We start from the raw sequence: 20,704 nt of genomic DNA, 5'->3' as shown, positions 1-20,704 counted from the left end.
AAACTTTAACTCGGGAGCAACCGAATGAAACCTCTGTTCAAAGGCCTGATGCTGGCGGGATCCCTGCTGGCCGGCGGCCAGGCCGTGGCCGGTGACTTGTTGCAGTGGCAGAACAACAGCCTGACGTATCTGTGGGGCAAGAGCTTTACCGTCAACCCACAGATCCAGCAAACCGTCACGTTCGAACATGCCGATGCCTGGAAGTACGGCGACAACTTCGTCTTCGTCGACCGCATCTTTTACAACGGCAAGGAAGACGGCAACGTCGGCCCAAGCACGTACTACGGTGAGATCAGCCCGCGACTGTCGTTCGGTAAGATTTTCGACCAGGACCTGTCCTTCGGCCCGATCAAGGATGTGTTGCTGGCCTTCACGTATGAGTTCGGCGAAGGCGACAACGAGTCGTACCTGCTCGGCCCTGGCTTCGACCTGAACATCCCGGGCTTCGACTACTTCCAGCTGAACTTCTACCAGCGCCAGACCGAAGGCAATCGCCCAGGCGACGGTGTATGGCAGATCACCCCGGTATGGTCGTACACCCTGCCGGTGGGCAACTCCGACATCCTGATCGACGGCTTTATGGATTGGGTGGTGGACAACGACAAGAACGCCCGTGGCACTTACCACGCCAACCTGCACTTCAACCCGCAGGTCAAATACGACTTGGGCAAGGCACTGCATTGGGGCGACAAGCAGTTGTACGTGGGCTTTGAATACGACTACTGGAAGAACAAGTACGGGATCGAGGATTCCGGCGCGTTCAAGACGACCCAGGACACGGCGAGCTTCCTGGTCAAGTACCACTTCTGACCCCCTGTAGGAGCGAGCTTGCTCGCGAAAAACCAGAGATCACCGCGTTTATTCAGAACAAAAGCGGTGCCTATGGGTTCTTCGCGAGCAAGCTCGCTCCTACAAGGGTTCATGCCAAGCCCAGGAACCGCATGATCTCTTCACGCTTGGCCAGCGCATCCTTCCTGCCCAACTCAATCAACTCGCTGCAATACCCCGCCTCGAACAGCAAGTAACTCAGCACACCTGCCCCGCTCGTCTTGGTCGCCCCCGGCCCACGCAGGAACAGACGCAATGCCGCCGGCAATTCCTGCCGATGCCTTGCGGCGATTTCGTCGATCGGCTGGCTTGGCGCAATCACCAGTACTTCCACCGGCGCCAGGCCACGGGCCGCACTGTCGGCTGGCTGGTGATGGCTGAACTGGTTCAGACGCTCCAGCAGTTCGATATCGCTTTCCAGGCTGTCGATGAACGTGCTGTTGAGCATATGCCCGCCGATCTGGGCCAACGTCGGCTCCTGGCCGGTATAGGTGCGTTGCGCCATCGGTTCATTGCCCCGCGGGTTACCGCTGACACCCACCACCAGCACCCGGGTCGCCCCCAGGTGCAGCGCCGGGCTGATGGGCGCCGACTGGCGCACCGCGCCGTCGCCGAAGTATTCCTGGTCGAGCTTCACCGGGGCAAACAGCAAGGGGATCGCCGAACTGGCCAGCAGGTGTTCAACCGTGAGTTGCGTCGGCACACCGATACGCCGATGGCGCAACCAGGCGTCGATGGTGCCGCCGCCCTGATAGAAGGTCACCGCCTGCCCGGATTCATAGCCGAAGGCCGTGACGGCGACCGCATGCAGGTGCTGTTGGCGGATGGCCTCGTCGATACCTGCCAAATGCAGTTTGTCCTGCAACAAGTCCCGCAGCGGCGAGCTGTTGAGCAGCGCCACCGGTAACTGCCGGCCCAGGCCCAGCAAGCTGTGGGTAAAGAAGCGACTCGCCTGGCGCACCACCCCCGGCCAATCGCTGCGCAATACCAGGTGGCTGCGAAACCCCTGCCAGAACGCGGTCAGGCGCTGGATGGCCGCCGTGAAGTCCATCGCACCGCTGGCCAGGCTCACCGCATTGATCGCACCGGCCGACGTGCCGACGATCACCGGAAACGGATTGGGCGCCCCCGGCGGCAACAGCTCGGCAATCGCCGCCAATACCCCCACCTGATACGCCGCTCGCGCCCCGCCGCCGGAAAGAATCAAGCCTGTAACCGGTTCAGCTGCGCGCATTGCATCACTCCACGTGGGGGGAAAGTCGGTCTTAGCGACGACGTTTTTCGTACAGCTTGGGTTCGCCCGGTGGCCGGCTCTTGAAGCGGCGATGGGTCCACAGGTATTGCTCGGGACATTCACGCACCGAGGCTTCGACCCACTGGTTGATGCGCAGGCAGTCGACTTCATCGCTTTCGCCGGGGAAGTCGGTCAACGGCGGGTGGATGACCAGGCGGTAACCGCTGCCATCCGCCAGGCGCTCCTGGGTGAACGGCACCACCAGCGCCTTGCCCAGCTTGGCGAACTTGCTGGTGGCAGGCACGGTGGCGGCCTGGATGCCGAACAGCGGCACGAAGAGACTTTGCTTGGCGCCGTAGTCCTGGTCCGGTGCATACCAGATGGCGCGACCGGCACGCAGCAGCTTGAGCATGCCGCGCACGTCTTCGCGCTCGACCGCCAGGGAGTCGAGGTTATGCCGCTCGCGGCCACGGCGCTGGATATAGTCGAACAGCGGGTTGCCGTGCTCGCGGTACATGCCGTCGATGGTGTGCTTCTGCCCCAGCAGGGCCGCACCGATTTCCAGGGTGGTGAAGTGCAGGGCCATGAGGATCACGCCCTTGCCATCCAGTTGGGCCTGCTTGAGGTGTTCCAGGCCTTCGACATGGGCCAGGCGCGCCAGGCGCTGGCGCGACCACCACCAGCTCATGGCCATTTCAAAGAAGGCAATGCCGGTGGAGGCAAAGTTTTCCTTGAGCAGCTTCTTGCGCTCTGCAGCGGTTTTTTCCGGGAAGCACAGTTCCAGGTTGCGTGCGGCGATGCGGCGACGTTCGCCGGCCACACGGTACATGCCTGCACCCAGCAGGCGACCAATGGTCAGCAGCGCACGGTACGGCAGTTGGGTCACCAGCCAGAGCAGGCCGAGTCCCAGCCATAACAGCCAAAAGCGCGGGTGAAAAAATACAGCTCGAAAACGCGGGCGATCCATTACAGATTCCGGGAAAGACAGGGCCGCGCATTCTACAACGGTTCGACTCGGCTTGCGGCCAGTGAGTGTTCTCGTTATAAGTCTCGACACTTTTCGTGACAAGCCGCTTTTTGCCGACCATGAGCCAAACCGAACCGCTAGACCAAGATCCCGTGTTCCAGCTGAAAGGCAGCATGCTCGCCATCACCGTGCTGGAACTGGCCCGCAACGACCTCGACGCCTTGGACCGCCAGCTCGCCGCCAAGGTTGCCCTGGCGCCGAACTTCTTCAACAACGCCCCGCTGGTACTGGCCCTGGACAAACTGCCGGCCGGCCAGGGCAGCATCGACCTGCCCGGCCTGATGCGCGTGTGCCGCTCCCATGGCCTGCGAACCCTGGCGATTCGTGCCAGCCGCATCGAAGACATTGCCGCAGCCATCGCCATTGAACTGCCAGTACTGCCACCCTCCGGCGCGCGTGAGCGTCCACTGGAACCTTTGGTCGGCGAAGTGCAGAAAAAACCGGAAAAACCAGCGGAACCGACGATCAAGCCTACAAAGATAATCACCACGCCCGTACGCGGCGGACAGCAGATTTACGCCCAGGGCGGCGACCTGGTGGTGATCTCTTCGGTCAGTCCCGGCGCGGAACTTCTCGCCGATGGCAATATCCATGTATACGGCCCGATGCGCGGACGTGCCCTCGCCGGCATCAAGGGGGATACCAAGGCGCGCATTTTTTGCCAGCAATTGACCGCTGAGCTGGTGTCCATCGCGGGCCAGTACAAGGTTTCGGAAGATTTGCGCCGCGATCCACTGTGGGGAGCCGCGGTGCAGGTCAGCCTGTCGGGCGATGTGTTGAACATCATCCGTCTTTAACGGATACTGCCGCATTTTCCAAGCATCTCTAGACTCTGATAGCACAGCGAAACTGGCATTACTTGCGTAGGAACATTTGAAGGTTGGCGTTTTTCCTGCGAAAACCCGTCTTTTTCCTACAAAGGCTGTCCGCCTGCGGCGAGTTCCAAGAGATGTTTTTCAGGGGCTGAAAAGTCCTTTTTCCTTAGGGGTGAAACACCTTGGCCAAGATTCTCGTGGTTACATCCGGCAAGGGTGGTGTGGGTAAGACCACCACCAGCGCCGCTATCGGTACCGGCCTCGCTCTGCGCGGCCACAAGACAGTCATCGTCGACTTCGACGTCGGTTTGCGTAACCTCGACCTGATCATGGGCTGCGAACGCCGCGTGGTGTACGACTTCGTCAACGTGGTCAACGGTGAAGCCAACCTGCAACAGGCCCTGATCAAGGACAAGCGCCTTGAGAACCTGTACGTACTGGCCGCCAGCCAGACCCGCGACAAAGATGCGCTGACCAAGGAAGGCGTAGGCAAGGTTCTCGCCGAGCTGAAGGAAACCTTCGAATTCGTGGTATGCGATTCCCCGGCCGGTATCGAAACCGGTGCTCACCTGGCGATGTACTTCGCCGATGAAGCCATCGTGGTGACCAACCCGGAAGTGTCTTCGGTACGTGACTCGGACCGCATGCTGGGCCTGTTGGCCAGCAAGTCCAAGCGCGCCGAGGAAGGCCAGGACCCGATCAAGGAACACCTGCTGCTCACCCGCTACAACCCTGAGCGCGTCAGTAACGGCGAAATGCTCGGTGTTGAAGACGTCAAGGACATCCTCGCCGTGACCCTGCTGGGCGTGATCCCGGAATCCCAGGCCGTGCTGAAGGCGTCCAACCAGGGCGTCCCGGTGATTCTCGACGACCAGAGCGACGCCGGCCAGGCGTACAGCGATGCGGTTGATCGCTTGCTGGGCAAGACCGTGGAACATCGCTTCCTCGATGTTAAGAAGAAGGGATTCTTCGAGCGTATCTTTGGAGGCAACTAAACAATGAAATTTCTCGACTTCTTTCGCGCCAACAAAAAGCCAAGCACCGCGTCGGTCGCGAAAGAGCGTCTACAGATCATCGTGGCGCACGAACGCGGCCAACGCAGTACCCCGGATTACCTGCCGGCCTTGCAGAAGGAACTGGTGGAGGTGATCCGCAAGTACGTCAATATCGGCAACGATGACGTGCATGTCGCCCTGGAAAATGACGGCAGCTGCTCGATTCTGGAACTCAATATCACCCTGCCTGATCGTTGATCGAACAGGCGGCCGCCACGGCGGCTCGGTCACCTTGATCCCTTTGCGGGAACCGGGTGGTCGAGCCGCCGTTGGCGTTTGTTACGAGGCTGTTTAATGCCGCTGTCCACTATTCATATCCTGCATCAGGACGACGCTGTCCTGGTGGTGAACAAGCCGACCCTGTTGCTCTCGGTGCCTGGCCGCGCCGATGACAACAAGGACTGCCTGATCACCCGCCTGCAGGAAAACGGCTACCCCGAAGCCCGCATCGTCCATCGCCTGGACTGGGAAACCTCGGGGATCATCCTGCTGGCCCGGGACGCCGATACCCATCGCGAACTGTCCCGCCAGTTTCACGACCGCGAAACCGAAAAGGCCTACACCGCTTTGGCCTGGGGCCAGCCGGAACTGGACAGCGGCAGCATCGACCTGCCCTTGCGCTATGACCCGCCGACCAAACCCCGCCATGTGGTGGACCACGAGTTCGGCAAGCACGCGCTGACCTTCTGGAAAGTGCTGGAACGGTGTGGCGACTGGTGCCGCGTCGAGCTGACGCCGATTACCGGAAGGTCGCACCAGTTGCGCGTGCATATGCTGTCCATCGGGCATCCGTTGCTCGGTGACGGTCTGTATGCCCATGAACAGGCCCTGGCTGCGTGGCCGCGCCTGTGCCTGCATGCGAGCATGCTGAGCTTCACTCACCCGCAAAGCGGCGAGCGCTTGCGCTTTGAGTGCCCGGCTCCCTTCTAAAGCTGTAAATACAGTACATGTGGGACGGGCGGTGCGACTTGCCCCCTCCCACATTTGTTCTGTGCACTTCTCGCCCTCGAACGGTAAACTCCGCGCATTGCTGTCTGGAGCTATTTATGCGCGAAGCGTTGAATCAAGGCCTGATCGACTTCCTCAAGGCCTCCCCTACTCCTTTTCATGCCACCGCCGCCCTGGCCCAGCGCCTGGAAGCGGCCGGTTTCCAGCGCCTCGACGAGCGCGAGACCTGGGCCACCGAAGCCAACGGTCGCTACTACGTGACCCGCAACGATTCCTCGATCATCGCCTTCAAGCTCGGCCGCCATTCGCCGTTGCAAGGCGGGATTCGCCTGGTCGGCGCCCATACCGACAGCCCGTGCCTGCGGGTCAAGCCCCAGCCTGAGCTGCAACGCCAGGGCTTCTGGCAACTCGGCGTGGAAGTCTACGGCGGCGCGCTGCTGGCGCCGTGGTTCGACCGCGACCTGTCCCTGGCCGGCCGCGTCACCTTCCGCCGTGACGGCAAGGTCGAAAGCCAGCTGATCGACTTTAAGCTGCCCATCGCCATCATCCCCAACCTGGCCATTCACCTGAACCGTGAAGCCAACCAGGGCTGGGCGATCAATGCCCAGACCGAATTGCCGCCGATCCTCGCGCAATTTGCCGGTGATGAACGCGTGGACTTCCGTGCCGTGCTCACCGAGCAGTTGGCACGGGAGCATGGGCTGAACGCCGATGTGGTGCTCGACTACGAGTTGAGCTTCTATGACACCCAGAGCGCCGCCGTCATCGGCCTCAATGGCGACTTCATCGCCGGCGCGCGCCTCGACAACCTGCTGTCGTGCTACGCCGGCCTGCAAGCCTTGCTCACCAGCGAGAGCGACGAAACCTGCGTGCTGGTGTGCAACGACCACGAGGAAGTCGGTTCCTGCTCGGCCTGCGGTGCCGACGGCCCGATGCTGGAACAGACCCTGCGTCGCCTGTTGCCTGAAGGTGATGAATTCGTACGCACCATTCAGAAATCCCTGCTGGTGTCGGCCGACAATGCCCACGGCGTACACCCGAACTACGCCGACAAGCACGACGCCAACCACGGCCCCAAGCTCAATGCCGGCCCGGTGATCAAGGTCAACAGCAACCAGCGCTACGCCACCAACAGCGAAACCGCCGGGTTCTTCCGTCACCTGTGCATGGCCCAGGAAGTGCCGGTGCAGAGCTTTGTGGTGCGCAGCGACATGGGCTGCGGCTCGACCATCGGCCCGATCACCGCCAGCCACCTGGGTGTGCGTACGGTGGATATCGGTTTGCCGACGTTTGCCATGCACTCCATTCGTGAACTGTGCGGCAGCCATGACCTGGCGCATCTGGTGAAGGTGTTGGGCGCGTTCTACGCCAGCCACGACCTGCCCTAAGACCAGGAATGGATGTCGTCAACATGTGGGAGGGGCGGTGCGACGATTCGCACTTGCCCCCCACATTTGGTTTACGTCCACCTGATCTGCATCACCTGCATTTCCTGCAATCCGACCTAGACTTGTCAGTATTCCCACTCCGACAAGGCCGTCGCCCCATGATCTCCATGTCCTCTTTCCACGCCATGCTTATCCCTATCCTGATCGGCATGATCATGCTCGCCGTTGGCTTCAACTTCCGCGACAAGCCCCTCGGCGTATTCGGCATGTGGGTCGGCATGCTGCTGATCCTGGGCACCGTGGTGTACAAGATCCTCGCCAAACTGGCCGAATGACGCTTGCACTCGTACACTCGCTCAACCCGTCGTTTCCAAGGTTGACCGCCTCGTGCTTTCCCGTCTGTTTGCGCTGCCCTGCTGTTTCCTGATCGCCCTGCTCACGCTGCTGCCGCTCTCGTCTGCCCAAGCGGTGGGCCTGCCCGGGCTGCTCGGCACCACCAAGACCCAACCCCAGGCCGACGTGCCGTTGGGGCAGTCGTTGGACGAGGTGATCAAGACCCTGGAAAACGACCAGCAACGCACCCAGTTGCTGAGCGACTTGAAGAAGCTGCGCGCCGCTACCCAGAAGGCCCAGCCCGCCGCCGAGCAAGGCGTGCTCGGGCTGATCGGCAGTACGCTGTCGGGCCTGGAGCAGCAGTTCTCCGGCGCCGACAGCCCGCTGGGGCGCTGGTCGAATGAAGTCGACCTGGCCAAGGACGAACTCAGCGCACTGATGCTGCCGGCCAGCGAATGGCTGCCGATCATTTTCGGCTTTGCAGTGATTCTCGCGGTATGGAGCCTGCTGGCAGCCGCGTTGATCTGGCTGAGCCACCGGGTACGCGAGCGCTTCGGCCTGCCCGAGGAGTTGCCGCAACACCCGCGTACCTGGGACATGCTGCGCTTCGCCCTGCGCAAATTGGGGCCCTGGCTGATCGCACTGGTGATCACCGTGTACCTGAGCTACGCCCTGCCCTCGTCCCTGGGCAAATCCCTGGCAATGGTGCTGGCTTATGCGCTGGTGGTCGGTACCTGTTTCTCGGCGATCTGTGTGATTGCCTTCTCCCTGCTCGACGGCCCGCACCGCCACCGCGCGCTGTATATCCTGCGCCACCAGGCGTTCCGCCCGTTGTGGTGGATCGGCAGCTTTGCCGCCTTTGGTGAAGCCTTGAGCGACCCGCGGCTGGTGGCTGCGCTCGGCCAACACCTGGCCCACACGGCGGCCACGGTCGCCAATGTGATGGCCGCGCTGTCCACCGGCGTGTTCATCCTGCGTTTCCGGCGGCCGATCGCCCACCTGATCCGCAACCAGCCCCTGTCGCGCCGCCTGACCCGCCGGGCCCTCAGCGACACCATCGAGATCATCGGCACCTTCTGGTACATCCCCGCCTTGCTGTTGGTGGGCATCTCGCTGTTCGCCACGTTCGTCTCCGCCGGCGACACCAGCACCGCCCTGCGCCAGTCGCTGTTGTGCACGGTGTTGCTGGTGTTGTGCATGGTGATCAACGGCCTGGTGCGGCGCCATGCACTCAAGCCGCAGCGTGGGCACAAGCGCCATGCGCTGTACTCCGAACGCCTGAAAAGCTTCGTCTACACCCTCGCCCACCTGGTGGTGTGGCTGGTGTTTATCGAACTGGGGCTGCGGGTGTGGGGCCTGTCGCTGATCCGCTTTACCGAAGGCGACGGCCATGAAATCAGCGTCAAGCTGTTCGGCCTGGGCGGCACGCTGCTATTTGCCTGGTTGATCTGGATCCTCAGCGACACCGCCATCCATCACGCCCTCACCCGCTCGCGCAAAGGCCTGGCCAATGCCCGCGCGCAGACCATGATGCCGTTGATCCGCAACGTGCTGTTCGTGACCATCTTTATCATCGCCGCCATCGTCGCCCTGGCGAACATGGGCATGAACGTCACGCCGCTGCTGGCCGGTGCCGGTGTGATCGGCCTGGCCATCGGTTTTGGTGCGCAGTCACTGGTGGCCGACTTGATCACCGGCCTGTTCATCATCATCGAAGACTCCCTGGCCATCGATGACTACGTGGACGTCGGCGGCCACCTCGGCACCGTCGAAGGTCTGACCATCCGTACCGTACGCCTGCGCGACATTGACGGCATCGTGCACACCATCCCGTTCAGCGAGATCAAGAGCATCAAGAACTACTCGCGGGAGTTCGGCTACGCGATCTTCCGGGTGGCGATCCCCTACAACATGGAAATCGACGATGCGATCAAGCTGATGCGCGATGTCGGCCAGAAAATGCGTAACGATCCGCTGCAACGCCGCAATATCTGGTCGCCGTTGGAGATCCAGGGGGTGGAAAGCTTCGAGTCGGGCAGTGCGATCCTGCGCGCGCGGTTCAAGACGGCGCCGATCAAGCAGTGGGAAGTGTCGCGGGCGTTCAACCTGTCACTGAAGCGGCATCTGGATGACGCCGGTCTGGACCTGGCCACGCCGCGCTTGAGTGTGCAAGTGGTGACGGGGGCTGCGGGGGGGTTGGAGAAGGACAAGAACGCGTAAGGTCATGGCGAATGTGATGAGCTTATTGTGGTTTGTGGTGAGCGGGCTTGCCCCGCGCTGGGCTGCGCAGCAGCCCCACTCAAGAAGCACTCGCTGTATCAGACATAACTCAGCGGCTGGTTTTGGGGCTGCTTCGCAGCCCAGCGCGGGGCAAGCCCGCTCACCACAACAAGCCCGCTCACCACAAAAAGCCCGCTCGCGACATTGACAGCATCGTGCACACCATCCCGTTCAGCGAGATCAAGAGCATCAAGAACTACTCGCGGGAGTTCGGCTACGCGATCTTCCGGGTGGCGATCCCCTACAACATGGAAATCGACGATGCGATCAGGCTGATGCGCGATGTCGGCCAGAAAATGCGTAACGATCCGCTGCAACGCCGCAATATCTGGTCGCCGTTGGAGATCCAGGGGGTGGAAAGCTTCGAGTCGGGCAGTGCGATCCTGCGCGCGCGGTTCAAGACGGCGCCGATCAAGCAGTGGGAAGTGTCGCGGGCGTTCAACCTGTCGCTGAAGCGGCATCTGGATGACGCCGGTCTGGACCTGGCCACGCCGCGCTTGAGTGTGCAAGTGGTGACGGGGGCTGCGGGGGGTTGGAGAAGGACAAGAACGCGTAAGCGTCATGGCGAATGTGATGAGCTTATTGTGGTGAGCGGGCTTTTTGTGGTGAGCGGGCTTGCCCCGCGCTGGGCTGCGAAGCAGCCCCACTCAAGAAGCACTCGCTGTATCAGACATAACTCAGCGGCTGGTTTTGGGGCTGCTTCGCAGCCCAGCGCGGGGCAAGCCCGCTCACCACAAAAAGCCCGCTCGCGACATTGACGGCATCGTGCACACCATCCCGTTCAGCGAGATCAAAAGCATCAAGAACTACTCGCGGGAGTTCGGCTATGCAATCTTCCGGGTGGCGATCCCCTACAACATGGAAATCGACGATGCGATCAAGCTGATGCGCGATGTCGGCCAGAAAATGCGTAACGATCCGCTGCAACGCCGCAATATCTGGTCGCCGCTGGAGATCCAGGGGGTGGAAAGCTTCGAGTCGGGCAGTGCGATCCTGCGCGCGCGGTTCAAGACGGCGCCGATCAAGCAGTGGGAAGTGTCGCGGGCGTTCAACCTGTCACTGAAGCGGCATCTGGATGACGCCGGTCTGGACCTGGCCACGCCGCGCTTGAGTGTGCAGGTGGTGACGGGGGCTGCGGGGGGGTTGGAGAAGGACAAGAACGCGTAAGGTCATGGCGAATGTGATGAGCTTATTGTGGTTTGTGGTGAGCTTTTTGTGGTGAGCGGGCTTGCCCCGCGCTGGGCTGCGAAGCAGCCCCACTCAAGAAGCACTCGGTGTATCAGACATAACTCAGCGGCTGGTTTTGGGGCTGCTGCGCAGCCCAGCGCGGGGCAAGCCCGCTCACCACAACAAGCCCGCTTGCCACAAAAAGCCCGCCCACCACGACAGGCCGGCCTACTGCAGGTTTTGCGTCAGGCCAGCGTTGCGCCGTCCATCTTCTGGCGCAGGCTCAACGGACGCATATCGGTCCAGGTTTCTTCGATGTAGGCCAGGCACTCTTTCTTCAGGCCGCTCTTGCCCACGGTGCGCCAGCCTTCCGGCACGGCCTTGTAGTCGGGCCAGATGGAATACTGTTCTTCATGGTTGACCACTACCTGAAACAGGATGTCGTCGCGGTCAAATACTGAGGTCATTGCTGTTCTCCATCGCTCAAAGGCTGGCTGCGCACCATGCGCAGCGCTGATATCTGTAGAAACGTACCAACACGCCAAAAAATTAGAGGCTGGCGACGGCTGCCGCCAGGGCGCGCCCGAAGATCTCGGCCACGCGGTCGATCTCGGCGGCGGTGATCACCAGTGGCGGCAGGAAGCGCACCACGCCGCCATGCCGGCCGCCCAGCTCGAGGATCAGGCCGCGCTTGAGGCATTCACGCTGTACCAGCGGTGCCAGTTGGCGATGCACCGGCGGGTGGCCCTGGATATCCAGGGCGCCGTCCGGGTCCACCAGTTCCACACCGAGCATCAGCCCGCGCCCGCGAATATCCCCCAGGTGCGGGTAGTCACGCTGCAGGATGCGCAGGTGTTCGCCCAGGCGCTCGCCCATGACGGTCGCATGGCCGGCCAGGTCGTGCTCCTTGAGGTAGCGCATCACCGCCGAACCGGCCGCCATGGCCATCTGATTGCCACGGAATGTCCCGGCATGGGCGCCCGGCAGCCAGGTGTCGAGCCAGTCGCGATACACCACCACCGCCAACGGCAGGCTTCCGCCGATGGCCTTGGACATCACCACCACATCCGGAATGATGCCGGCGTGTTCGAAGGCAAACATCTTGCCGGTACGGCCGAAACCGCTCTGGATCTCATCGACGATCAACGCCACGCCGGCCTGCGCGGTGATGCGCCGCAGGCCGCGCAGCCAGTCGAGATCGGCCGGGATCACCCCGCCCTCGCCCTGCACCACCTCGACAATCACCGCCGCCGGCAGCAACACCCCGGCTTCCGGGTCGTTGAGCAGGTTTTCCAGGTAATGCAGGTTGACCCGCACGCCTTCTGCGCCGCCGAGACCGAACGGGCAACGGTAGTCGTAAGGGAATGGCAAAAACTGCACGCCATTGCCGAGCAAGGCACCCAAGGGTTTTTTCGGCCCCAGGCTGCCCATCAGGCTCAACGCGCCCTGGCTCATGCCGTGATAACCGCCCTGGAACGACAGCACCGTGCTGCGCCCCGTGGCAGTACGCACCAATTTCAATGCTGCTTCCACGGCATCGGTACCGGTGGGGCCGCAGAACTGGATCTTGGCTTCCCGCGCCAGCTCCGCCGGCAGCAGGCCGAACAGGTCCTGCACAAACTGGTCCTTGACCGGAGTGGTCAGGTCCAGGGTGTGCAACGGCAGTTCGTCGCTCAGCACTTGCTGGATGGCCTGGATCACCACCGGGTGGTTGTGCCCCAACGCCAGGGTGCCGGCGCCGGCCAGGCAATCGATGAAACTGCGGCCCTCCACGTCTTCCACGTAGATCCCCTTGGCGCGCTTGAGCGCCAGGGGAATGCGCCGTGGGTAACTGCGGGCGTTGGATTCCTGCTGGCGCTGGCGGGCCAGCAGCGGGCTTTCGTCGAACTGATAAAGCGTTTCATGCACCTGGGTATCTTCGATACGGCTGGTAGCGACTGACATCTCTCGATCCCTCAATACGCGGATGATGGTGACCAAACTGCCGATCCGTTGGCGTCTGGCCCAAGGGCATGCGCACGGATTTCCTGTTCTGGAAACGCACCAGCTTCAATCGGATTTAGGGCTGTTGTCGGTAACTGATGCATGAAGATCCAAATATGCCGGGCTTTACAGTCCGCGGTACTTTTCATTCAGGGCATACAGGATCGCGCAGGTCTCGGCATCCAACACACCACAATAATCCCGCGCCCGAAAGTGCATCTGAAACGCCCGGGTGCGCTGCTCGAACGCCTGGCGATTCTGCGCCGGCTTATAGCCATAGCGCTGAAATGCCCGCTCCACCTCCACTTCTGGCGGCAGCCCGACACAAAACCGGCGCTGGTACATGGCCCGCGTCGACTCGTCGAACCACGCCCCGACTCCCGCCTCGAACAAACCGCGCCACGGCAGGCGCGGTCCCGGATCGCTCTTGCGCCAGTACGCCAAGTCCGAGTGCCCGAGAATGTCGGCCGGCCCGATCTGCGGGTAACGCCCAAGGATGTCGCGAAGCAATGCAATCAACACCGCCACCTGCTCCTGGCCGTACGCTGGAAAGGTGAATACGCCCCCGTCATCCCGGGCCAGGTTGACAATCTCGATGCCGATCGCCCGACTGTTGAGGTTATCGCGCCCCGCCCAGTGACTCGCCCCGGCATGCCAGGCGCGCTGGTTTTCGTGCACCAGGCGGAACACGCGCAACTCGTCATACCCGGCGGCGCGGTAGCCGGGCTCATGGGGATCTGGCAGCAGGTAATGCGCGCTGATCCCGTTCCGGGTCAGGGTGCGCAAAGAGGAGGCGAACGGCGCCGCGGTGTAATGCAGGATCACCTGCCGCACAGGTTCGCCGTGACGTTCGTTGAAATCCCTGGCGGGGAAACTGGTATCGATGACCAACATAAGAACCGTCCTTTTCAATACAGGCCGAGTCTTTCGGCCCGTTCAAGCGCAAAAAAATTACCGCCATCCTGAAGGCTTGCACTTCAAGCGGGCGGTAACTATTTGGCTTGTGAAAAAACGCGGTCAGCGTCGCAACGGCATGCCCAGGTCAACGCGCAGGCCATCCACCTGGCTATCGAACGTCAACGAGCAGGAACAGCGCTGCACGATCGCCTGCACGATCGCCAGGCCCAGGCCACAGCCCTCGCTGTTGCCATTGCGCCAGAAGCGTTGGGTGAGGTATTGCAGGTCTTCGGGGGAGATCTGCTTGCCGTGGTCGCGCACGCGGAAGATCACGTGATCGGCGGCGGTGAACACACTGAGCTCCACCCGTGTGTCTGCGGGTGTATGGCGCAGGGCGTTGTCCAGCAGGTTGCGCAGGGCCGCGACCGCCAGGCCCACCGGCATGTCCACCGGGGTTTCGCTGAGGTTGTCCGCCAGGTTCAGGTCGATACGCCCATTATCGCCGGCATTCGCGTCCTGGATCGCCAGCCGCGCGACTTCCTCGGCGCTGGACTGCAAGCCATCGTCGAATGACAGGCTGCCTTCCACCCGCGCCAACAGCAGCAATTGCTCCAGGGTGCGATGCAAGCGGTCGGCGCCCTCCTCGGCATGGGCCAGGGATTGGTCGCGGGCCGCGCCCTCGGTCATGCGCGCCACTTGCAGGTGGGTCTTGATCGCCGTCAGCGGGCTGCGCAGCTCGTGGGCGGCGTCGCCGGTGAGGCGGCGTTCGCGCTCGATGGTCTTGGCGATGCGTTGCAGCAGTTGGTTCTGGGTGTCGAGCAGCGGCTTGAGTTCGCTGGGCAATGGGTGGATCTGCAACGGTTCGAGGGAATCGGCACTGCGGCGCATCAGCGCGTCACGCATGCGGTTGAGCGGCAGCAGGCTCTGGCCGATGCCCAGCCACAACAGGCACAGGCAACCGAGCATCGCCACGCCCACCGGCACCGAGGCGGCGAGCAGGATCGACAGGTTCAGCGCCTCGCGCTCCACCTGGCGGTCGGCGGTGGTGATCAACAGGTCGCCACGGGACAGGGTAAAACTGCGCCATCCCACGCCATCGATGACTTGGTCACGAAAGCCGCTCTTGCGCGACTCCAGGCCCTCATCCGGCGTGGTATGGCTGCGGGCGAGGATTTCCCCGCGCAAGGAGCTGACCTGGCAGGCCATGCCCCCCGGCACATTCAGTTGCTCGGCACTGAAATGCGCGCCGCCGCTGACACTGGCCAGGCCCGGCATCTGCTCGGTCAGGCCCGCCACCATGCGCGCCGACGCCACCAGGCGCTGGTCGAGGGAAAACATCATCTGGTTGCGCAGGTCGTTAAGCATCCAGGCCGCCGCCAGGGCCCAGATCAGCACAAACGCGGCGCCGAGCTTGAACGTCAGGCGCAGGCGCAGGCTTTTCACGAAGCGTTCTCTCCATCATCTGCCGGGCCGAGGCGATAACCCAGGCCGCGTACGGTCTCGACGATGCCATTGCCCAACTTGCGCCGCAGGTGATGGATATGCACGTTGAGGGCGTTGCTTTCCAGTTCATCGTTGAAGCCGTAGACGCTGTCCTTGAGTTGCTCGCTGGACAGCACCCGGCCCTTGTTGTGCAGCAGCGCCTGCAACAGCGCCTGTTCACGTCGGGACAGGTCCACCGGCTGGCCGCCCAACAGGGTTTCGCGACTGCTCGGGTCGTAGGTCAGCCGGCCGTGCTCGATCAGGTTGACGCTGCGCCCCGCCATCCGGCGCAGCAGGGTTTGCAGGCGTGCGGCCAATTCGCGCAGGTCGAAGGGTTTGAGCAGGTAGTCATCGGCACCGGCTTGCAGGCCGTCGACGCGGTTGGTCACCGAGTCCCGCGCGGTAAGGATCAGCACCGGAATCTCCAGGCCCTGGCTGCGCAGCTGTTGCAGCAGCTTGAGGCCGTCTTCGTCGGGCAGGCCGAGGTCGAGCACCATGATGTCGAAGGTCGCCGCCTTGAGCATCGCGCGCGCAGCGGCAGCCGTGGCCACGCGCTCGACTGTAAAGCCCTGGGCACCGAGGCCGGCCACGATGCCGCTGGCGATCAGTTCGTCGTCTTCACAGACCAGTACGTGCATGCTGAACCCTTCATGAAAGATGGGGGGATTAAAAGTGCAACGGATTAAGCGCAGATTATGCCGTGAAAAGATGCAAGCTCAGATAATCCCTACACTTTAGAATAGCGCCCGGTTAATCATCGGTTAATCAACGCCACACATTGTGTGCCTCACTTGCATCGAACTAAGGCTTGACCATGCGGCATCTGTTTACCTTTCTGCTGGTGTTATTCGCGGGGTTCGCCCAGGCCGCGCCGGGCAATCCGTTTGAGACCAAAGCCGATTTCCTCCCGGTGGGCAAGGCCTTCACCTTTACCTCCGAACGTCTTGAAAGTGGCGAGACCCAGCTGTATTGGCAGATTGCCGACGGTTATTACCTGTACAAGCAGCGCATGAAGTTTGATGGCCTCGCCGAAAAACCGCCGCTGCCCCAGGGCGAAGCCCATAGCGACGAGTTCTTTGGCGAGCAGGAAGTGTATCGCCAGGGCCTGGAAGTGAAGATTCCCGCCGGTGTCACCGGCCAGGTCAAGCTCGGCTGGCAGGGCTGCGCCGATGCGGGGCTGTGCTATCCGCCGCAGTCGATCAGCGTAGACCTGGGCGGCAACCCCGCCGTTGCGGCCACCGCCGAAGCCCAGGACCAGAGCCTGGCCAGCGGCCTGCAACAACGCAGCCTGGGCTGGAGCCTGCTGGTGTTCTTCGGCCTGGGCCTGCTGCTGGCGTTTGCCCCGTGTTCGTTGCCGATGCTGCCGATCCTCGCCGGCCTGGTGGTGGGCAGTGGCGCCAGCCCGCGTCGCGGCTTTGCCCTGGCCGGCAGCTACGTGGTGTGCATGGCGCTGGTGTATGCGGCGCTCGGTGTACTCGCCGCCCTGCTCGGCGCCAACCTCGCGGCGCTGTTGCAAACCCCGTGGATCCTCGGCAGCTTCGCCGCCTTGTTCGTGATCCTCGCCCTGCCGATGTTCGGCTTCTTCGAACTGCAACTGCCCGTGGCCTTGCGCGATCGCCTGGATAACGTCAGCCGCAACCAGAGCGGCGGCAGCCTGGTCGGCGCCGGGGTGCTCGGCGCGCTGTCCGGCCTGCTGGTGGGGCCGTGCATGACCGCGCCCCTGGCCGGTGCATTGCTGTACATCGCCCAGAGCGGCAATGCCCTGCACGGCGGCCTGATCCTGTTCGCCATGGGCATCGGCATTGGCGTGCCGCTGCTGTTGCTGGTGACCGTGGGCAACCGTTTCCTGCCCAAGCCGGGCACCTGGATGAATGTGCTCAAGGGCATCTTCGGCTTCCTGTTCCTGGCCACCGCCGTGCTGATGATTCGCCCGGTGATCGACGAAAGCCTGTGGCTCGGCCTGTGGGGCGTGCTGGCCATGTCCATGGCCTATTGCGGCTGGCGCCTGGCCCAGGATTTCGGGCGGGTCGCCATGCTGTTCGGCGCCGGTTCCGTGGTCGTGGGGGTGTGGGGCGGCCTGCTGCTGGTGGGTGCGGCGGGTGGCAGCGACGACCTGTGGCAACCGTTGAAGGTCTACAGCGGCTCGCGGACCACTGCCGCACCCACCGCCCACGAAGCCTTCATGACCATCAATGACCCGGGCGTGCTGCAAGGCCAGCTCGACAGCGCCAAGGCCCAGGGCCAATGGGTGCTGCTGGACTACTACGCCGACTGGTGCGTGTCGTGCAAGATCATGGAAAAACAGGTGTTCGGCAAACCCGAAGTGCTCGACGCGCTGAAGGATGTACGCCTGCTACGCCTCGACGTCACCGCCGACAATGCCGCCAGCCGCGCACTGCTGGGCCGCTACCAGGTGCCGGGGCCGCCCAGCTTCGTGTGGATCGGCCCTGACGGTGAGGAACGCCGCGCCCAGCGCATCACCGGCGAAGTGGATGCCGCCGCTTTCCTGCAACGCTGGACTCAAGCCCGGGACGCCCTCTGATGCTGACCCTGACCATCGGCACCTTCGCCATCGCCCTGAATCACATCCTGCTGATCAGCGCGTTGATTCTCGCCACCCTGGTGGGTTGGCGCGTGGCCAAGCGTGGCGGTGAAAATCCGGAATCGGTGCTGTTCAGCCTGTTCCTGCTGGGCATGCTGGCGGCCCGCGTCAGCTTCGTGCTGATGTACTGGAGTTACTACAGCAACGACTGGCTGCAGATGGTCGACCTGCGCGACGGCGGTTTTCTCGCCTGGCCCGGTATCGTCGCCCTGATCCTCGGTGCACTGCTCTATGGCTGGCGTCGCCCGGCGCTGCGCAAGCCCCTGAGCGCCGGGGTCATCACCGGGCTGGTGTTCTGGGGCATGACCAGCCTGTCCTTGAGCGTGTATGAAAAAGGCACACGCCTGCCGGACATCACCTTGCGCAACGCCAATGGCGAAGTGGTGCAACTGGCGGATTACCAGGGCGGCCCGCTGGTGATCAACCTGTGGGCCACCTGGTGCCCGCCGTGCCGCCGCGAAATGCCGGTGCTGGAAAACGCCCAGCGCATGCGCCCCGACGTGACCTTCCTGTTCGTCAACCAGGCCGAAAGCATGCAAAGCGTCAGCACCTTCCTCGCCACCCAAGGCCTGACCCTCGACAACGTGTTGTTCGACGCCAGCGGCCGCCTCGGCCAGGCCGTGGGCTCCATGGCCCTGCCCACCACGCTGTTCTACCAAGCCGACGGGCGCCTGATCAACAGCCACCTGGGCGAGTTGTCCCAGGCCAGCCTGGCCCGTGCCATGGAACCCTTCGACACCGCCCCTGCCGCCACAAGGAAACCGACATGCCTCGCCTCCGCCACCTGCTGACCCTGCTGCCGCTGACGCTGGCGGCCACCCTGGCCCAGGCCGAAGACTGGCCGGCACCGATCAAACAGATCGAAGCCAAAGGCGCCAAAATCCTCGGCAAGTTCGACGCCCCCAGCGGCCTCACCGGCTACGCCGCGCAATACCAGAACCGCGGCATGGCGCTGTACCTGACCGCCGACGGCAAGAGCGTGATCGCCGGCAACCTGTACGACGCCCAGGGCAATGACCTGAGCAGCGCGCCCCTGGAAAAACTGGTGTACGCGCCGATGGCCAAGGAAGTCTGGGCCAAAATGGAAAAAAGCAGCTGGATCCAGGACGGCGACAAAAACGCCCCGCGCATCGTCTACCTGTTCAGCGACCCCAACTGCCCGTACTGCAACATGTTCTGGGAACAGGCGCGGCCATGGGTAAAAGCCGGCAAGGTGCAGTTGCGCCACATCATGGTCGGCATCATCCGCGAAGACAGCGCCGCCAAGTCGGCCGCCCTGTTCGCCGCCAAGGACCCGCAAAAGGCCCTGGAAGAACATGAAGCCGCCGGCAAGGGCAGCAAATTGCAGGCGCTGGCCAAGATCCCGGCGGACATCGAAGCCAAGCTCGATGCCAATATGAAGTTGATGGATGAGCTGGAACTGTCGGCGACGCCGGCGATTTTCTACCTGGATGACAAGGGCGGCTTGCAGCAACAGCAAGGGGCGCCGTCGCCGGAGAAGTTGGCGAAGATTATGGGGCCGAAGTAAGCGGCGCCTGGTCTGACGCCATCGGGGCATGGGTATCTACACAACTTTCAGGCTGAAAAATCTCTTTGTGGTGAGGGAGCTTGTTTCCGTGGCGGCCTTTGGGCCGACCATGTCGTTGGATTTGACCGAGTACATATCCGTTGCTGCGGTCACGGCGGCTATGGGTTCCGCCCTTACGGCGGGTCACTTTGGAAAAGCCCCAAAGTAACCAAAAGGCTCTTGCCCCACCACTCGGTACCTCGCCTAGGCTCGGTATGCCCGAACGCAGGCTTGAATCCGTGGGCCGCCGTCATGGGCCATCCTTGGCCCAGGACGGCTAACCCGGCGTCCTGCCGGGTTACCCACGGATTCAAGCCTGCGTTCGGCCAGCGTGGTTAACGGGGCGCCTGAGATCAAGATCAAAAGCCAGAGCCAGAGCCAGAGCAGATCAAAAGATTGCTGACTTCGTCAGCGGTTAAGGAAGTAGAAGCCACACCGCGCACGCTTCAATAATCAGGTCGGCTTTAAGGCCGCCTCGCTTTGTTTTTGATCTGGGATCGCCCCGTCAAACACGCTGGCCGAACGCAGGCTTTGGAGCGTGGGTAACCCGGCAGGACGCCGGGTTAGCCGCGCTGGGCCAAGGATGGCCCATCGCGGCGGCCCACGCTCCAAAGCCGGAGTGAGGGCACACCGAGCCTAGGCGAGGTGCCGAGTGTTGGGGCGAAGCGTTTTTGGTTACTTTTGGCGCTCTTCCAAAAGTGACCCGCCGTAAGGGCGGAACCATAGGTAGCCGTGACCGCAGCAACGGATATGTACTCACCCAAACCCAACGACATGGTCGGCCCGAAGGCCGCCACGGAAGCAATCTCCCTCGCCACAGACCGCTGAAAAATTGTGTAGATACTTATGCTCATCGGGGTGCCCCCTCCCACATTTTTAACCCAGTACATCAGACAAAAAACCGGTCGGCTCTAAGGCCGCCGCGCTTTGGCTTTTGATCTCAAATCGCCCCGTCAAACACGCTGGCCGAACACAGGCTTTGGGCATGGCGGCCCACGCTCCAAAGCCGGAGTGAGGGCACACCGAGCCTAGGCGAGATGCCGAGTGTTGAGGCACAGACCACTGAACGTTGTGTAGATACCGATGAGGCCCTCAACC

18 protein-coding genes and 2 pseudogenes are annotated in these 20,704 nt (G+C 62.6%); 13 read left to right on the top strand and 7 right to left on the bottom strand.

Annotated elements, in window-relative coordinates:
- Positions 1–24 precede the first annotated feature (24 nt).
- Positions 25–810 carry an outer membrane protein OmpK gene (locus tag Q8X51_RS01640; RefSeq protein ID WP_065927236.1) on the top strand — a complete coding sequence of 262 codons (786 nt, stop codon included), beginning with the start codon at positions 25–27 and terminating at the stop codon, positions 808–810.
- A 109-nt stretch (positions 811–919) separates the two neighbouring features.
- On the opposite strand, the gene Q8X51_RS01635 is transcribed toward Q8X51_RS01640, so the two are convergent.
- Together Q8X51_RS01635 and Q8X51_RS01630 are read right to left on the bottom strand one after the other, a co-directional pair.
- Entirely contained in the window at positions 920–2,062 is a 1,143-nt protein-coding gene (locus Q8X51_RS01635; protein WP_065927235.1) for a patatin-like phospholipase family protein, read from the bottom strand.
- Between the two features lie 31 nt (positions 2,063–2,093).
- The gene (locus Q8X51_RS01630; RefSeq protein ID WP_065927234.1) at positions 2,094–3,029 is read right to left on the bottom strand and encodes a lipid A biosynthesis lauroyl acyltransferase; all 936 of its coding nucleotides are present in this window, start codon (positions 3,027–3,029) and stop codon (positions 2,094–2,096) included.
- Positions 3,030–3,148: 119 nt separating this feature from the next.
- On the opposite strand from Q8X51_RS01630, the gene minC reads away from it, so the two are divergent.
- The 9 genes and pseudogenes from minC to Q8X51_RS01585 all read left to right on the top strand — a co-directional run.
- Positions 3,149–3,886 carry a septum site-determining protein MinC gene (minC, locus tag Q8X51_RS01625; RefSeq protein WP_027603909.1) on the top strand — a complete coding sequence of 246 codons (738 nt, stop codon included), beginning with the start codon at positions 3,149–3,151 and terminating at the stop codon, positions 3,884–3,886.
- Between the two features lie 200 nt (positions 3,887–4,086).
- Positions 4,087–4,899 carry a septum site-determining protein MinD gene (gene minD, locus Q8X51_RS01620; protein ID WP_065927233.1) on the top strand — a complete coding sequence of 271 codons (813 nt, stop codon included), beginning with the start codon at positions 4,087–4,089 and terminating at the stop codon, positions 4,897–4,899.
- 3 nt (positions 4,900–4,902) lie between these two features.
- Positions 4,903–5,157 carry a cell division topological specificity factor MinE gene (gene minE / locus Q8X51_RS01615; protein WP_003175252.1) on the top strand — a complete coding sequence of 85 codons (255 nt, stop codon included), beginning with the start codon at positions 4,903–4,905 and terminating at the stop codon, positions 5,155–5,157.
- Between the two features lie 96 nt (positions 5,158–5,253).
- Positions 5,254–5,889 carry an RluA family pseudouridine synthase gene (locus Q8X51_RS01610; protein ID WP_027603908.1) on the top strand — a complete coding sequence of 212 codons (636 nt, stop codon included), beginning with the start codon at positions 5,254–5,256 and terminating at the stop codon, positions 5,887–5,889.
- Positions 5,890–6,005: 116 nt separating this feature from the next.
- A complete protein-coding gene (locus tag Q8X51_RS01605; RefSeq protein ID WP_027603907.1) occupies positions 6,006–7,295 on the top strand; it encodes a M18 family aminopeptidase in 1,290 nt (429 codons plus the stop codon).
- A 167-nt stretch (positions 7,296–7,462) separates the two neighbouring features.
- Complete coding sequence (locus Q8X51_RS01600) at positions 7,463–7,630, top strand: hypothetical protein (protein WP_162494268.1); 168 nt, start codon at positions 7,463–7,465, stop codon at positions 7,628–7,630.
- Positions 7,631–7,682: 52 nt separating this feature from the next.
- On the top strand, positions 7,683–9,848 hold the full coding sequence (locus Q8X51_RS01595; protein ID WP_315872346.1) for a mechanosensitive ion channel family protein: 2,166 nt from the start codon (positions 7,683–7,685) through the stop codon (positions 9,846–9,848).
- Between the two features lie 197 nt (positions 9,849–10,045).
- Positions 10,046–10,435 (top strand): annotated as a pseudogene (locus Q8X51_RS01590) (mechanosensitive ion channel family protein); the annotation flags it as partial.
- A 220-nt stretch (positions 10,436–10,655) separates the two neighbouring features.
- Positions 10,656–11,075, top strand: a pseudogene (locus Q8X51_RS01585) (mechanosensitive ion channel family protein); the annotation flags it as partial.
- Between the two features lie 245 nt (positions 11,076–11,320).
- On the opposite strand, the gene Q8X51_RS01580 reads toward Q8X51_RS01585, so the two are convergent.
- From Q8X51_RS01580 to Q8X51_RS01560, 5 genes are all read right to left on the bottom strand, one after another.
- The gene (locus Q8X51_RS01580; RefSeq protein ID WP_027603905.1) at positions 11,321–11,542 is read right to left on the bottom strand and encodes an MbtH family protein; all 222 of its coding nucleotides are present in this window, start codon (positions 11,540–11,542) and stop codon (positions 11,321–11,323) included.
- An 82-nt stretch (positions 11,543–11,624) separates the two neighbouring features.
- Positions 11,625–13,019: an aspartate aminotransferase family protein gene (locus Q8X51_RS01575; RefSeq protein WP_407693445.1), complete on the bottom strand. Its 1,395-nt coding sequence runs from the start codon at positions 13,017–13,019 to the stop codon at positions 11,625–11,627.
- A gap of 165 nt (positions 13,020–13,184) precedes the next feature.
- Positions 13,185–13,952, bottom strand: a complete 768-nt coding sequence (locus Q8X51_RS01570; protein ID WP_407693444.1) for an N-acetylmuramoyl-L-alanine amidase — start codon at positions 13,950–13,952, stop codon at positions 13,185–13,187.
- Between the two features lie 123 nt (positions 13,953–14,075).
- Positions 14,076–15,398, bottom strand: a complete 1,323-nt coding sequence (locus tag Q8X51_RS01565; RefSeq protein ID WP_065927229.1) for an ATP-binding protein — start codon at positions 15,396–15,398, stop codon at positions 14,076–14,078.
- On the bottom strand, positions 15,395–16,075 hold the full coding sequence (locus Q8X51_RS01560) for a response regulator (RefSeq protein ID WP_065927228.1): 681 nt from the start codon (positions 16,073–16,075) through the stop codon (positions 15,395–15,397). Before Q8X51_RS01560 ends, Q8X51_RS01565 begins: the two co-directional genes overlap by 4 nt.
- A gap of 176 nt (positions 16,076–16,251) precedes the next feature.
- Here Q8X51_RS01560 and dsbD point away from each other — a divergent pair, with 176 nt between their 5' ends.
- From dsbD to dsbG, 3 genes are read left to right on the top strand one after another with little or no spacing between them, the layout of a single operon-like run.
- Positions 16,252–17,979, top strand: a complete 1,728-nt coding sequence (gene dsbD, locus Q8X51_RS01555) for a protein-disulfide reductase DsbD (protein ID WP_407693443.1) — start codon at positions 16,252–16,254, stop codon at positions 17,977–17,979.
- Positions 17,979–18,830 (top strand): TlpA disulfide reductase family protein, encoded by an 852-nt coding sequence (locus tag Q8X51_RS01550; protein WP_065927226.1) that lies wholly within the window; start codon positions 17,979–17,981, stop codon positions 18,828–18,830. Before dsbD ends, Q8X51_RS01550 begins: the two co-directional genes overlap by 1 nt.
- Positions 18,806–19,567, top strand: coding sequence for a thiol:disulfide interchange protein DsbG (dsbG, locus tag Q8X51_RS01545; RefSeq protein WP_065940531.1), 762 nt, complete (start codon positions 18,806–18,808; stop codon positions 19,565–19,567). Before Q8X51_RS01550 ends, dsbG begins: the two co-directional genes overlap by 25 nt.
- The last annotated feature ends 1,137 nt before the right edge of the window (positions 19,568–20,704 follow it).

Origin of the sequence: Pseudomonas sp. Yb2C2, assembly GCF_052112325.1 — a bacterium.
Taxonomy (GTDB): Bacteria; Pseudomonadota; Gammaproteobacteria; order Pseudomonadales; family Pseudomonadaceae; genus Aquipseudomonas; species Aquipseudomonas marginalis.
Note: the sequence above shows the minus strand (reverse complement) of the source record. Positions and strands in the feature narration are given on the sequence as shown.

Bases quoted from the DNA above. Each gene is read 5' to 3' on its own strand.
- Q8X51_RS01640 (WP_065927236.1), top strand. From the start codon at position 25: ATGAAACCTCTGTTCAAAGGCCTGATGCTGGCGGGATCCCTGCTGGCC.
- Q8X51_RS01635 (WP_065927235.1), bottom strand. From the start codon at position 2,062: ATGCGCGCAGCTGAACCGGTTACAGGCTTGATTCTTTCCGGCGGCGGG.
- Q8X51_RS01630 (WP_065927234.1), bottom strand. From the start codon at position 3,029: ATGGATCGCCCGCGTTTTCGAGCTGTATTTTTTCACCCGCGCTTTTGG.
- minC (WP_027603909.1), top strand. From the start codon at position 3,149: ATGAGCCAAACCGAACCGCTAGACCAAGATCCCGTGTTCCAGCTGAAA.
- minE (WP_003175252.1), top strand. From the start codon at position 4,903: ATGAAATTTCTCGACTTCTTTCGCGCCAACAAAAAGCCAAGCACCGCG.
- Q8X51_RS01610 (WP_027603908.1), top strand. From the start codon at position 5,254: ATGCCGCTGTCCACTATTCATATCCTGCATCAGGACGACGCTGTCCTG.
- Q8X51_RS01605 (WP_027603907.1), top strand. From the start codon at position 6,006: ATGCGCGAAGCGTTGAATCAAGGCCTGATCGACTTCCTCAAGGCCTCC.
- Q8X51_RS01600 (WP_162494268.1), top strand. From the start codon at position 7,463: ATGTCCTCTTTCCACGCCATGCTTATCCCTATCCTGATCGGCATGATC.
- Q8X51_RS01580 (WP_027603905.1), bottom strand. From the start codon at position 11,542: ATGACCTCAGTATTTGACCGCGACGACATCCTGTTTCAGGTAGTGGTC.
- Q8X51_RS01575 (WP_407693445.1), bottom strand. From the start codon at position 13,019: ATGTCAGTCGCTACCAGCCGTATCGAAGATACCCAGGTGCATGAAACG.
- Q8X51_RS01570 (WP_407693444.1), bottom strand. From the start codon at position 13,952: ATGTTGGTCATCGATACCAGTTTCCCCGCCAGGGATTTCAACGAACGT.
- Q8X51_RS01560 (WP_065927228.1), bottom strand. From the start codon at position 16,075: ATGCACGTACTGGTCTGTGAAGACGACGAACTGATCGCCAGCGGCATC.
- dsbD (WP_407693443.1), top strand. From the start codon at position 16,252: ATGCGGCATCTGTTTACCTTTCTGCTGGTGTTATTCGCGGGGTTCGCC.
- Q8X51_RS01550 (WP_065927226.1), top strand. From the start codon at position 17,979: ATGCTGACCCTGACCATCGGCACCTTCGCCATCGCCCTGAATCACATC.
- dsbG (WP_065940531.1), top strand. From the start codon at position 18,806: ATGCCTCGCCTCCGCCACCTGCTGACCCTGCTGCCGCTGACGCTGGCG.